This is a genomic window from Ignavibacteriota bacterium (assembly GCA_016713565.1).
GTDB lineage: Bacteria > Bacteroidota > Ignavibacteria > Ignavibacteriales > Melioribacteraceae.
Window position 1 is genome coordinate 118,457 of the sequence record JADJOX010000006.1, and the last position, 13,977, is coordinate 132,433.

The 13,977-nt window shown below is 33.1% G+C and carries 10 protein-coding genes and 1 pseudogene; all 11 read right to left on the reverse strand.

Going from position 1 to position 13,977, the window contains the following annotated elements; translation table 11 throughout:
• Window positions 1-29: 29 nt before the first annotated feature.
• The 11 genes and pseudogenes from IPK06_06800 to IPK06_06850 all read right to left on the reverse strand — a co-directional run bounded on the left by IPK06_06800 (window position 30) and on the right by IPK06_06850 (window position 13,869).
• A complete protein-coding gene (locus IPK06_06800) occupies window positions 30-1,946 on the reverse strand; it encodes an iron hydrogenase small subunit (GenBank protein MBK7979703.1) in 1,917 nt (638 codons plus the stop codon).
• Window positions 1,933-3,625, reverse strand: a pseudogene (locus IPK06_06805) (NAD(P)H-dependent oxidoreductase subunit E). The gene IPK06_06800 and the pseudogene IPK06_06805 overlap by 14 nt, the downstream one beginning before the upstream one ends.
• Window positions 3,626-3,645: 20 nt before the next feature.
• Entirely contained in the window at window positions 3,646-4,008 is a 363-nt protein-coding gene (locus IPK06_06810) for a response regulator (protein ID MBK7979704.1), read from the reverse strand.
• Window positions 4,009-4,034: 26 nt separating this feature from the next.
• Window positions 4,035-5,510: a response regulator gene (locus tag IPK06_06815; GenBank protein MBK7979705.1), complete on the reverse strand. Its 1,476-nt coding sequence runs from the start codon at window positions 5,508-5,510 to the stop codon at window positions 4,035-4,037.
• Window positions 5,511-5,631: 121 nt separating this feature from the next.
• Entirely contained in the window at window positions 5,632-6,039 is a 408-nt protein-coding gene (locus tag IPK06_06820; protein MBK7979706.1) for a response regulator, read from the reverse strand.
• On the reverse strand, window positions 6,030-8,042 hold the full coding sequence (locus tag IPK06_06825; protein MBK7979707.1) for a GHKL domain-containing protein: 2,013 nt from the start codon (window positions 8,040-8,042) through the stop codon (window positions 6,030-6,032). The genes IPK06_06820 and IPK06_06825 overlap by 10 nt, the downstream gene beginning before the upstream one ends.
• A 12-nt stretch (window positions 8,043-8,054) precedes the next feature.
• The gene (locus IPK06_06830; protein MBK7979708.1) at window positions 8,055-9,782 is read right to left on the reverse strand and encodes an iron hydrogenase small subunit; all 1,728 of its coding nucleotides are present in this window, start codon (window positions 9,780-9,782) and stop codon (window positions 8,055-8,057) included.
• A 20-nt stretch (window positions 9,783-9,802) separates the two neighbouring features.
• On the reverse strand, window positions 9,803-11,773 hold the full coding sequence (locus IPK06_06835; GenBank protein ID MBK7979709.1) for an NADH-quinone oxidoreductase subunit NuoF: 1,971 nt from the start codon (window positions 11,771-11,773) through the stop codon (window positions 9,803-9,805).
• Window positions 11,770-12,309: an NADH-quinone oxidoreductase subunit NuoE gene (gene nuoE / locus IPK06_06840; GenBank protein ID MBK7979710.1), complete on the reverse strand. Its 540-nt coding sequence runs from the start codon at window positions 12,307-12,309 to the stop codon at window positions 11,770-11,772. Before nuoE ends, IPK06_06835 begins: the two co-directional genes overlap by 4 nt.
• Before the next feature lie 334 nt (window positions 12,310-12,643).
• On the reverse strand, window positions 12,644-13,135 hold the full coding sequence (gene purE, locus IPK06_06845) for a 5-(carboxyamino)imidazole ribonucleotide mutase (protein ID MBK7979711.1): 492 nt from the start codon (window positions 13,133-13,135) through the stop codon (window positions 12,644-12,646).
• Between the two features lie 89 nt (window positions 13,136-13,224).
• Window positions 13,225-13,869, reverse strand: a complete 645-nt coding sequence (locus IPK06_06850; protein MBK7979712.1) for a DUF2807 domain-containing protein — start codon at window positions 13,867-13,869, stop codon at window positions 13,225-13,227.
• Window positions 13,870-13,977 lie beyond the last annotated feature (108 nt).

Below are 13,977 nucleotides of genomic sequence, written 5' to 3' on the forward strand. Positions count from 1 at the left end.
CCCAAAAGTGAGTCTGATTTGTAATTAATTTATGCAATATATTTTCCGCGTTTAACATAAGTCGTGTGTAATAGTTTATGTGATAAGTGTCCGCAAGGTCCTTCAGTTAGGAAATTCTCATAAATAAAATTTACATGTGGGTTTTCATGAGATTTTCTAATAGGCAATCCTGCTTCTTCTTGATAAATCGCTTCGGCTCTTTTCTTTCTAATTTCCGCACTTGTCGGAATTGGCTGACCGCCGCCACCTAAACATCCACCAGGACAACCCATAAATTCAATAAAATGACATTCACTGAATTTACCTCCGGCTTTTATATCTTCCATAACCTTTTTGGCATTGGCGGTTCCATGTGCAACTGCAACTTTTAATGTCGCTCCTTTTAACCAATCCCAACTGGTAAAATACTTCTTGTAGATTTCCGGAACTTCACCGACTTTATCAATTGGTAATTCCACATACTTAATTCCGTCAAAACCTCTTAACGGAATAATGTTGGCATTCTCAAATATATCTTCAACTTTTAATCCGGTTACCAATTCAACAACTGTTCTTAATGCGGCTTCCATTACACCGCCCGATGCACCAAATATCAAACCTGCTCCTGACGCATTTCCAAACGGATCATCAAAATCGGATTTTGGCATTTCCGGTAAAAATATTCCCGCTTCTTTGATCATTTGAGCTAGTTCTCTTGTTGTTAAACCATAATCGACATCCTTAAAGCCAGAATCAACCATTTCAGGTCTGTTGCATTCAAACTTTTTAGCCGAACAAGGCATGAGCGCAACCGTAACAATATCTTTTGGATCGACCTCGGCTTTTTGAGCGTAAAAGGTTTTTATTACCGCTCCGAACATTTGCTGTGGTGATTTAGCAGAACTTAAATTATCGATATAGTCCGTATAGAAATGTTCCAGATATTTTACCCAACCTGGTGAACACGAAGTAAATTGAGGCAATACTGCATTTGGATCTTTTTTCACAAGAGCGTTGTAAAGTCTTAAAATTAATTCGGTACCTTCTTCCATAATTGTAAGATCTGCTGTAAAATCTGTATCAAATACTTTATCAAATCCAATTCTTTTTAATGCTGTGTTCAATTCTCCTGTTAATGAATGTCCCGCTTCTAATCCAAATTCCTCTCCTATAGCAGCTCTTGGAGAAGGCGCGGTTTGAATTACCACATGCTTTTTCGGATCATCAATAGCGGCCCAAATTTCATCTCTCGGATCATTTGCTCTTAATGCTCCGGTTGGGCATCTGTTTATGCACTGACCGCAATTAATACAAATTACATCAGAAAGTTGCTTTTCAAAGAACGTTCCGATATGAGTTTCTGCCCCTCTGTCAATTGCTTCAAGAACACCGACTTCCTGTAAATCAATACAAGTTCTAACGCATCTTTTGCAAAGAACGCATTTATCCATATCTCTTACTACTGAGTATGAAGAATTATCAATTTCAAATTTCGGCACGGATTTATGTCCAAAATTATAATGATCAACACCATACTCTTTTGCTAAAGACTGAAGTTCACAATTATTATTTCTAAAGCATGAATAACATTCACCGTAATGTTCGCTTAACAAAAGATCAATAATATGTTTTCTGGCTTTTCTAACCATTGGTGTAGATGTGTGAATTTTAATAGTTGACGTTATAGGAAACGCGCATGAAGCTTGAAGCGTTCTCATTCCTTCAATTTCAACAACGCATAAACGGCAAACACCAGCTACGCATAAATCAGGATGGTGGCATAATGTTGGAATATGAATATTATTATCGCGGCACGCTTCAAGAATTGTTGTACCCATAGGGACAGTTAATTGTTTTTCATTAATTTGAATTTTAACCGATCCGCCAATATATTCCGGATTTTTAGGTTTTTCAATAATATGAGGTTTTTGACTTATCGGCGCTCTATCATGTTTAAAATCTTCCATCACCGCCTCCGTTTGGGTAATTTAACACTTCATCTTTAAAGTTTTCTAAAATTGATATAAATGAGTTCGGACTTGATTGACCCAAACCGCATTTTGAGGCAACCTGCATTGTTTTTCCAAGATCTTTAAGCTTATTTAAATAAGTGAATGTAAGCTCGCCCTTTTCAATTAGTTTTACACCTTCTAAAAGTTTAACATTCCCAATTCTGCACGGCGTACATTGACCGCAAGATTCTTCAACAAAAAACTCCATAAAATTTTTCAAAACTTTAAGCATATTTCTTGATTCATTAAAAATAATTATCGATCCGCCCGTTGCGATATCCTCATAAGAAAGTTTTCGATGGAATTGTGATTTTGGTAAGCAAGTTCCGGATGCTCCGCCTATTTGTACCGCTTTTGTATTCTTTGCGTTAACTAAATCGAGAACTTCATTGATCGTTGTTCCCCAAGGCAATTCATAAACTCCGGGTTTTTCACAATCTCCGGAAACAGAAAACAATTTAGATCCGGTTGATTTATCAGTGCCTACATTTAAAAACCAATCGGCACCTTTTAAAATAATGTGAGGAATTGTAGCTAAAGTTTCAACATTATTTACGGATGTAGGTTTTCCGTTATAGCCTGTATTTACGGGATAAGGCGGTCTATTTCTTGCTTCACCTCTATTTCCCTCCAATGATTCTATTAAAGCCGTTTCTTCTCCGCAAACATAAGCGCCTGAACCCAAAAATATTTCAATATCAAAATCAAATCCTTCCCTTCCTAAAATATTTTTCCCAAGTAAATTATCTTTTCTCATTTCATTTAAATAGTCTGTAAGCGATTTCAATAAATATTCATATTCGCCGCGTAAATAAATAATTCCTTTTTTTGCGCCAATTGTGTAACCGGCAATGACCATTCCATCCATAACTAATTCTGGATATTCAACCAAAAGTACTCGGTCTTTAAATGTTCCCGGTTCGCCTTCATCTGCATTGCATATAATATACTTTACATCACTGATAGAAGCCGCTGTCAGCATCCATTTCGTTGAAGTTGGAAATCCAGCACCGCCTCTACCCTTTAATTTAGAAGTTTTTAATTCATATAAAATATCTTCTCTTTTTAATGATAATGCTTTTATTATTCCTTCCCCTCTGGTGTAAGGAGAAAAAATGACTTTACCATCTCTAACTTTTTTTGTAGTCTCCATTTTCTCCTCACTTTACCTCATTTAAAATTTGAATTGCTTTTTCCGGAGTTAGTTTTGTATAAACTCTATCGTTTACAGTCATAGCCGGCGATTCATCACATAATCCTAAACAATTTGCAAATTCTACAGTAAACTTGTTATCTTTTGTTGTCTCACCGATCTTTACTTTTAATTCACGTTCAACTGCTTTAACTAATGCGTCTTTACCTTTCATATCACATGATATAGTTTGACAAATTCTTACAATATTTCTTCCCTTGGGTTTTGAATTCAAAAAAGAGTAAAAAGAAATAACGCTGTACACTTCAACCGGATGTATATTTAAATGACGGGCAATTTCTTGCTGTGCATAGTCGGAAATGTAACGGTGTTTTTTTTGAATTTCATGTAAAATGGTTAATAATGCTGATCTTTCCTTTCCATACCTATTAACCAAAGTATCAATTTCTTCGGCAAGCGAAGTTTTTTCTTCAATCAACATATCTAAATCTCCAAAATTTCTTAAAGTAGATTTTTAACTTTTCTAATTAATTCTTCAGGCGAAATTGGTTTTTCTACAAAATCATCGACAGGAACAAGATCATTTGCTCCAAACTGCAATCCTATTGCTTTGGAAATTGAAGTATACATCAAAATCGGAGTTTTAATTTTATCCTTTCTTAGTCTTTGAGCCAGAAAAAATCCGTCATCGGCTTCATCCATCATCACATCAAGAATAATTAAATCAGGTTTTTCTGATACTACAACTTCATAACCTGTTGTCGGATTACTTGCAGTAATAACTTTATGCCCATTCGCTTCAAGTATTAAAGTACTTGCTTCAAGAATATCTGGATCATCATCAATTACAGCGATTAGTGCCATATTTATCTCCTAGGTTAAGTGTAAATTTATTTAAAAGGGAATTGTACCGTAAATGTACTTCCTTCATTGTACACACTTTCAACCGAAATTTTTCCATTATTTATTTCAATCAATTTTTTCACAATAGATAAACCCAAGCCAGTGCCGCTGATTTCTCTTGTGTATTTATTTTTTACCCTAAAAAATTGTTGGAACAAAGAATTTTGGTCTTCAGGCTTCAACCCAATACCGGTATCATTAATAGATACCGAAACAAAATTTTTATTTATTGCATACTCAATATTAATTTTACCTTCATCTTTATTATACTTTACCGCATTACTTAAAAGATTGGAAAATATTTTTGTTATATCGTTTCTATCTATTTTAATCGTTGGAAGATTTGAAATTGAGTTAATATTAACAATTATCTTTTTCTTTTTTATTTCTAATTCTAAAACATCCAGACAATTATTTATTATTTCCGATAAATCAATAATTTCTGTTTGTTTAATTACTGAGGTAGTTTCTAGTCTTGATATATCCAGCAGATCATTAACTAAATTCAGTGAACTTTTTAATCTTAAAAGCGATCTGTTCAAATATTGTTTTTGTTTGTCTTCTGCGACTAAAATTGAAGTATTTGTTAATATCTCTAAATATCCTAAAACGGCGGCTAAAGGTGTTTTCAACTCATGTGCAACCATAGATACAAATTGCGATTTCAAAACTTCAATTTGCTTAAGTCCGGTTATGTTTTTTAACACAACAACAACGCCGGCAAAAGTACCGTCGGGATGCGGCACTCTTGAACAAGTTGCTTCAATAACAAATTCATTATTGGGTAAAATTTCAACTTCTGTATTATATGATTTTTCTGAGGGATTTGGCGTATTCAATATTTCATTAACTAAATCTCCAATTTGAGGAGGAAGTTTATCAATTATAGGTTCTTCAATTACCAGCTCATCTATATTTAGTTTTTGAAGACAAGCTTTGTTAAAATAAACTAACTTTCTTTCTTTATTGATTAGTAAAACACCGCTGCTGATTGATTCGATAATTGTGTTGAGTCGACTTTTTTCATGTGCAATTTCTAATAAATTTTTCTGTCTTTCGCGTCTGAGTTCTTCGGCTTCTAATAAAAGTATCCTTTGTTTATAACCTTTTTCTATCTCATGAATTAAATCGTCGGGCGTGAATGGTTTTAAAATATAATTAAATGCGCCTAGACGCGTTGCTTCAATTGCGGTTTCGTAACTTGCGTAAGCCGTTACAATAAAGCAAACTGTGGAAGGTTTTTTTTCTTTGATTTCCTTAAGTACATCAAGTCCGTCAATATCAGGCATTTTTAAATCGATTAAAACAATATCAAAATCTGTTTCCAGACTTTTTCTAATGCCTTCTGTACCGTTTTCCGCGGTTGATACAATAAAACTTTTTCTTGAAAGTAGTTTTTCTGTACCAAGTCGAAGACCTTTTTCATCTTCTACTATTAATATTTTTGGATAATGAATATCCATAAAATTTAGAGATTACTCTCTATTTAATTTTGAATTTATAATAAAAACAACAAGAATTACTATGCGAATGATGTTTCTTCAAAACCATTAAATTCAAATATTTAGTTTTTATCAAAACGAATTAAACTTCATAATATTTATTTATCTTTGAGACTAATTCTTCAATTACAACAGGTTTATTTATTAACCCGTCGCATTTGATCCATTTTTTCTCTTCTTTTGTAACGGCACTGAATTTAAAACCAGTTTCATAAGTAGCCGAAGTAAGAATAAATACCGGTATCTTTTTACCTTGTTCGGTTTTTTTAATTTTATTGCAAAGAACAAAACCGCTGTCATGTTCTTCCATAATTAAATCAACTATTGCCGCGTCAGGATTTATTTCATTAAATTTATTTATCCCGTCCTTTGTGTTTTCAGCTGTATAAACAGTTACATTATACGCTTCCAATAAAATTTTATTTTGCTCAAGCAAATCAATATCATCATCTACCAGCAAAATATTTTTTACTTTTTCATTTAATTGCATATTAATAATTCCTTACTCATATTCATTTTTAATTCTTGTTGAATTGGAAGTTGAACGGTAAATGTCGATCCCTCATTGATTTTACTTTTCACCTCAATATTTCCTTTGTGCATTTTTACAATTCCGTAACTAATTGCTAAGCCTAGTCCTGTACCTTTTCCAATTTTTTTTGTGGTGAAAAATGGAACGAACAACTTACTTTTATTATCTTCTTCAATGCCGGTTCCGGTATCGTTTATTTCAATATTTAATTTATTATTTGATATGAAAACTTTTATTTTTACTTCCTTTGTGCTTGAGTCTTCGGTTGATTCGCACGCGTTGGTTATCAAGTTTATTAAAACTTGTTTTATCTGATCTCTGTCGAAATTAAATTTTTCTTCCGGCAAGGTTGATGCAAATGATAATTTAACATCACTGAACTTGGGATTAACTTTAATTGACTTTATTACATCGTTTATAGTTTTACAAATATTTATTTTTTCAATATTTAAAGAACCTTGCCGCGCAAAATTCAGAAGATTAGAAACTATTTTCTTGCAACGGTCGGTTTCATCTATTATCATTTTTACGTCTTCAACATTTGAAATCTTAGTCGTTTTATTTTCGATGTCTTCTTTTAGGATAGAAGCAAATAATAAAATTGTTCCAAGCGGATTATTTATTTCATGAGCAACGCCGGCTGCAAGCTGACCAATGGAAGCTAATTTTTCCGCATTTTGAAGCTGAGCTTGAGTGTCTTTTAATTCATCGTATGCTTTTTCCATTTTGTCAATTAAGAATGGAAGACACATATCTTTTTCCGCAATTCCTTTAGCTATATTTACCGCATATTCTCTGCATGTTTTATAACCGCAAGCTCCACAGTTTAATTCGTCTTGCTTTGTTATTTTATTGGTTGAAGATAATATTTGCTTTATACTGGCTTCATTCGGCATTGGAATGCGCTGAGATTTACTTTTAAAATTTCTTTTTAAATTCAGATTGCGGCTATTATATATTTCGCTTTTCCAAATATTTTTATCAACATGAGTAATGTTTTCTTCAATATATTCAATTACTTTTTCTCTTCGGACATAATAATTCATATCTGTTTCAATAGCCGGTCCACTGATGCAACCTTCACAAAATAATATATCGACAAATGATGATTTGATCTTTCCTTCTGAAATATCTTGAATCAATTCTTCAACTTTTTGTTTTCCATCAACAACAATTATCTTTTTCCCAAGAACATCACTTTCTAAACTTGCTGTTTTTAGCAATCCGCCTGAAAGCGCATAAGATTTTCCCATATTAGCGTAAGGAGGATCAAAAAATGAATCTTCGTAATCATTCAGATTAATATTTTTTAACGCAAATATTTTCTTTAATTCGGTAAATGTTAATACTCCGTCAATAGCATCATTAACTTCTTCATCGGTATATTCACTTTTTTTTGCAACACATGGTCCAATAAAAATAACTTTAGTTTCGTTGCCAAATTTATCTTTTAAATATCTGCCTGTGGCAACCATTGGTGAAACTATTTTAGCTAAATTGTCTACCAAATCCGCATAATATTTTTCAATAAAATTTACAATTGCGGGACAAGGTGATGATATTACAACTTTATCATGATGTCCTTCCCAATAATTATTATATTCTTGGCTTATAAGATCGGCGCCAAATGCAGTTTCAATTACTTTGGAAAATCCTATTGCTTTTAGCGCATTTGGAATTTTAAAATAATTATCGGGAAAAGCTGCCGCAAATGCGGGAGCTATAATTGCTATTGTGTTGAAGTTCGGTATCAGAAAATCCAAAACATTATCAATATCACTGACTATTTTTTTTGCTTCCTGCGAACAAACTTTTACGCAATGACCGCAGCTAATACATCTATTAGACAACACAATTGCCTGTCCTTCAAAAACTTTGATGGCTTTTTCTGGACATTCTCTTACGCAAGAGTAGCATCTTTTACATTTATGCGAAATTGTGCTGACTATTCCGTTGTTCATCTAATTTAATTTTTAATTCTTTAAAATATCTTTTCTGTTTACAAATGTTGTGTGCAATATTTCATGCGCTTTATGACTATTCGGTTGTTCTAAATAATCATCATATATTTTTTTTACTGATTCATTTTCATGCGAACGTCGGTGTTTCATCTTTTCATCAATTTCATAAAGTACTTTTATTCGTTTTTTAATTTTATCGGTTTTTTGATGAATAGGCTGTCCTCCGCCATTTATACATCCGCCGGGACAAGCCATTACTTCAATAAAATGATATTTAGATTCTCCGTTCTGGATTTGATCTAAAATTGGTTTTACATTTCCGATTCCATTAACTACGGCAACATTTATTTCCAAGCCATTAATGTTTATTGTACTTTCTTTAATTCCTTCTAAACCTCGTATCTCTGTAAGGTTTAGGTTTTGCAGATCTTCTCCGGTAATATTAAAATAAGCAGTTCTTAACGCGGCTTCCATAACGCCGCCTGATGTTCCAAATATTGCCGCGGCTCCCGTTGATTCGCCCAATGGATTATCAAAATTACTTTCAGGAATATCTTCAAATTCAATTCCGCCAATTCTGAACATTCTAACGAGTTCTCTTGTTGTTAAAACTGCATCTACATCTTGCAGTTTATTTTCTGAAAGTTCTGGTCTATCCGATTCAAATTTTTTAACAGTGCAAGGCATAATTGAAACAACAAAAATATCTTCCGGTTTAAGCCCGGTTTTTTCTGCAAAATATGTTTTTAATACCGCACCTTCCATTTCGTGAGGAGATTTGCAAGTTGAGACATGATCCAATAAATTCGGTCTGTTTTGCTCAATGTATTTTACCCAGCCGGGGCAGCAGCTTGTAAACATAGGCAAAGTTTTACTGTTAACAATTCTATCTTGAAGTTCAGCGGCTTCTTCAATAATTGTTAAATCAGCCGCAAAGTTTGTGTCAAATACATATTTAAATCCCAACCTTTTTAACGCGGTAACCAATTGACCAGTTACATTTGTTCCTAATGGAAGATTATATTCTTCGCCTAATGATGCGCGAACTGCAGGAGCAATTTGCACAACCGGAATTTTCGTTTTATCGTTCAATGCATTTGTAACTTCTTTTAATGAGCTTTTTTCTCTTAAAGCTGCAGTTGGACAAACTAAAATACATTGTCCGCAAAGAATACAGTCGCTTACATTTAGACCCTTATTATATGGAGTTGTAACGTTGCTCTTAAAGCCGCGGAATGTAAAATCTATTGCGCCGATTTTTTGTACTTCATTACAAGTTCTGACACATCTTCCGCACAAAATACATTTTGCTGGATCTCTTTCCATTGAAGCGCTTGAAATATCAATTGCGTGACATTTACTTTCTCCTAAAAATCTATGCTCCCTAATACTGTATTGCTCAGAGAAATTTTGAAGTTCACAATTTTTATTTCTTACGCATACCAAACAATCTTGAGGATGATTTTCAATCAGTAATTCTACGATAGTTTTTCTTGCTCTTCGTACTCTTGGTGAATTTGTTTCAACAACCATTCCATTACTAACAGGATAGGCACAGCTTGGAATTAATCCTCTTGTTCCAGTAACTTCCACAACACACATTCTGCAAGCTCCGGTAGGCATCATATTACTTAAATGGCAAAGTGTAGGGATTTTTATTCCAACTGATTTTGCCGCGTCTAAAATTGTCATGCCTTCGTTTGCTTGTACTTTCAAATTATTTATTGTTAACTCGATCATTATTACTCCAAATCAAAATTTTAATTGGCTTCAACAGCTTCAAATCTGCATGTCTCTATACACATACCGCATTTTATACATTTAGATTCAACAATTGTATACGGATGTTTTGGCTCTCCGACAATAGCTTCCGACGGACATTTTCTTGCGCACAAACCGCAGCCGTTGCAAATTTCTGTTATAACTTTATATGTTAATAATTCCTTACAAACACCGGCAGGACATTCTCTATCAAATAAGTGGCTTTCATATTCATCTTTGAAATAACGCAGTCCGGATAAAACCGGATTTGGCGCCGATTGTCCCAAACCGCAAAGTGAAGTATCTTGAATTACTTCCGCTAATCTTTCAAGGTGAATAATTCCTTTAAATCTTTGAAGCTGATCTAACTTATTTGCGGTGCCTTTATAGCTCATTGGAATTCTTTCAATTATTTCCAACATTCTTTTTGTTCCTTCACGGCACGGGACACATTTTCCGCAAGATTCATTTTGAATAAAAGTCAAAAAGAATTTTGCTACGTCAACCATGCAAGTCCCTTCATCCATAACAACAAATCCGCCAGAGCCCATCATTGCGCCAACTTGTTTAAGTGATTCATAATCAACTTTGGTATCTAAAACGCTGTCGGGTAAACAACCGCCGGAAGGACCGCCAATTTGAACCGCTTTGAAATTTTTACCATTCGGAATACCTCCGCCAATATCGAAAACAACTTCGCGTAAAGTAATCCCCATCGGCACTTCAACTAATCCGCTGAATTCTACCATTCCGCTTAACGCGAAAACTTTTGTTCCTTTGCTTGATTCTGTTCCAATGTTTGCGAACCAATCGCTTCCATTATTAATTATTGAAGAAATATTTGCAAAAGTTTCAACATTATTTATAACTGTAGGTTTGCCCCAAAGACCTGAAACAACCGGATAAGGCGGACGAACTTTCGGCATTCCTCTTTTACCTTCAATTGAGGCAATTAAGGCGGTTTCTTCACCGCAAACAAAAGCGCCGGCACCTTTTTTAATTTTTATTTTAAAGCTGAAATCACTTCCCAGAATATTTTCACCGAGTAAACCGTAAGCTTCACAAAGTTTAATTGTATTTTCAAGTCTTTCAATTGCTAATGGATATTCAGCACGGCAATATATATAACCAAAACATGCACCAATTGCGTATGCTCCTATTATCATCCCTTCTATTAATTTGAAAGGATCACTTTCCAATACCGAACGATCCATAAATGCGCCTGGATCGCCTTCATCAGCATTACAAATTATATATTTAATTTCAGAATTTTGATTATAGGCAAATTCCCATTTTTTACCTGTAGGGAAACCGCCGCCGCCTCTTCCGCGTAGTCCACTTTTGATAATATTGTCTACAACATCTTTTCTGGAATATGATTTAAGAATTTTATCTATCGCCGTAAAACCGCCATTTGCGATGTATTCATCAATTGAAAGAGGTGAAATTATTCCGCAGTTTTCCAAAACAATTTTTTTCTGACGTCTGAAAAATGGTAAATCATTAATATTCTTAATCCCTTCTATTCCATTACCAAAGCTTCCTAAAACTTTTTCTCTATAAATATCTTGTTCCACTATTGTTTTTCTAATAAACTTTGGAATTTCATTAGGCGTTATTTCACCGTAGGATACCCTTAGACAACCGGGTAGCTTTATATCAACAATTACTTCCTTAGCGCAATATCCAATACAGCCGGTTGGAATTATTTGAGCATTTAAATTTAGTTTTTGCAATTCCTTTTCAATAGCGATTTTTACTTTATCGGCGCCTGAAGCTAAACCGCACGTACCCATACCAATAAAGATCAAAGGAAGTTCATGAAGCTCATACTTTAATCTTTTATTTAATTCAATGATTTCATTTTTTACGGCTTCAGAAATATTTTGATCATAAGGTTTTGTGCAAATATTAATGAAATTCTTTTTATCAATTTCATTTGAACTGAGTAATTCTAAAAATGAATTCATACAGCACTCTCAATTAATTTTTCTTCGTCTAATTTTGCCATATTCTTATACTTTTTAATGATCTTTGGAATTTCTTTAATTGTAACTCTTCCAAAATATTCTTCATTAACATTTATTACCGGCGCAATACTGCAAGCTCCAATACATGCTACGGTTTCTAAAGTAAACATCTTATCTCTTGTAGTTTGTCCGGCTTTAATATTCAATTCAGTTTCAAGCGCTATTAAAATATTTGCGGAATTTTTAACATGACAAGCTGTTCCGCGACAGACTCTAATTACATTTTTACCAAGAGGTTTTAATCTGAATTGATTATAAAATGTTGCCACTCCATAAACACTTGCAAAAGATATATTAATATGTTCTGCAACTTCGGCTAAAATTTTTTCGGGTAAGTATCCATATTCTTGCTGAATGTCTTGTAAGATTGGTATCAAAATACTTCTGTCATTTGGGGGATAATTTTTTAATATTTTTTCCACAATTCGAATGTCCACAACTTTGAAATTAAAGTACATTGACAATTTGCATGCCATAGTCAAAAGTGAATAATAATTTATAATTACTAATAATAATTTTATTTTAATAAAAGATTAACATGTCCATTTCTTATGAGTGGGAAATTGCGATATTCAATTTCTAAAATTTGATATTTATAAAATAATTTTAAAATTGAATGAATTTGGAAAATTTATTGAAAGGTTTTTTAAATTATTGAAAGAATATTCAATTTCTTTCTTATTTATTATACTAAATATTTTGCTCCAAATAAATGAGTGTGAAAAAATTTGGATAATTTAGAAAATAATTACATCTCCCAAGCTCAATTATATATTGGGGAAAACTTCGGAATAATAAAAAGATAGAATGTCAAAGATTTAGCTTATTATTTTTGCTTATAGATTCTTCTGCCATTTTAACTTTATATTTGGCTAATTTTTGTTTAAGGCTTTCATCTCCGGTAGAAAGAATTTGTACGGCTAATAAAGCTGCATTTTTCGCGCCATCGATTGCTACTGTCGCGACCGGAATTCCGGGAGGCATTTGCACAATTGAAAGAAGTGAATCAAGACCGTCTTGAAATTTTGATTTAATTGGAACGCCTATAACCGGAAGAATTGTATTTCCTGCGGTCACTCCGGGTAGATGAGCCGCCATTCCTGCCGCCGCAATAATAACTTTCAATCCTCTATCAACCGCAGATTTTGAATATTCTGCATGTTCTTCAGGTGTTCTATGTGCTGATAAAATTCTAACTTCAAACGGTATTTCAAATTCTTTACAAATATCAAATGCTTTTTCCATTATCGGCAAATCTGAATCACTACCCATTATAATTCCAATTAAGGGATTTTTATTCATAATTTCGTGTTTTTCGTATTGTTTTTAAAAAATAAAATTACTTAAGTAAAATTTAATGTAATTTGAGGAGAAATTAAAACAGTATTTAATTATTTCCTTTCTAATGAACCAACTCCAGAAATATCTGTTGAAACGTTGCTTGGCTCACCGTATAATTCAACATTACCTGCTCCCGAAATGTCAGCTTTTATAGAATTTACGGCATAAACTTGGGCATTTGCCGCACCTGAAATATCTACATTAACATTTTCGGATATAAAGTCCTTAGCGATTAAATCAGCAGCACCGGATAAGTCAATAAAGGTGTTTATAGATTTGCCGTCAATTTTAACGGAACCGGCACCGCTAAGATCAATATTAAAATCCTTACTTTGAATATCTTTAGCTGTGACATTATTAGCACCGGAACAATTTATACCAACTAATTTTGGTAATTTAATTGAAATTAACATTTCTTTTGTAGGGCGTAAATTTTCCTGCGAATAAATAAAAAGCGTATTTTTTTTAACCACAGTTTTAATATGATCAATTAAGTTGGTCTCGGAAATAACATCCACGTCTTGATTATTACTTGACTCAACTATTACATCAAAATTTCCTGAAACGTCAATTTTTTCAAATGAACCTAAATCACGATTTTCCGTTATTTCATTACCATTACCTTTTATTCCGCCAATTTTACAAGAAATTAGTGAAATTGAAATTATTATGGATAGAATTATTGTTTTTGACATTTCATTACCATTTTTTTTATTAAGACGTAAACCTATGGATATATGTTCCCTAATTATTAAAAAAATATTATAAAAACTAATTTACTTTTAATTTTATTCACTATATTT

Coding starts and splice junctions, on each gene's coding strand:
- IPK06_06800 (MBK7979703.1), bottom strand. CDS start 1,946: ATGGAAGATTTTAAACATGATAGAGCGCCGATAAGTCAAAAACCTCAT.
- IPK06_06810 (MBK7979704.1), bottom strand. CDS start 4,008: ATGGCACTAATCGCTGTAATTGATGATGATCCAGATATTCTTGAAGCA.
- IPK06_06815 (MBK7979705.1), bottom strand. CDS start 5,510: ATGGATATTCATTATCCAAAAATATTAATAGTAGAAGATGAAAAAGGT.
- IPK06_06820 (MBK7979706.1), bottom strand. CDS start 6,039: ATGCAATTAAATGAAAAAGTAAAAAATATTTTGCTGGTAGATGATGAT.
- IPK06_06825 (MBK7979707.1), bottom strand. CDS start 8,042: ATGAACAACGGAATAGTCAGCACAATTTCGCATAAATGTAAAAGATGC.
- IPK06_06830 (MBK7979708.1), bottom strand. CDS start 9,782: ATGATCGAGTTAACAATAAATAATTTGAAAGTACAAGCAAACGAAGGC.
- IPK06_06835 (MBK7979709.1), bottom strand. CDS start 11,773: ATGAATTCATTTTTAGAATTACTCAGTTCAAATGAAATTGATAAAAAG.
- nuoE (MBK7979710.1), bottom strand. CDS start 12,309: ATGGCATGCAAATTGTCAATGTACTTTAATTTCAAAGTTGTGGACATT.
- purE (MBK7979711.1), bottom strand. CDS start 13,135: ATGAATAAAAATCCCTTAATTGGAATTATAATGGGTAGTGATTCAGAT.
- IPK06_06850 (MBK7979712.1), bottom strand. CDS start 13,869: ATGTCAAAAACAATAATTCTATCCATAATAATTTCAATTTCACTAATT.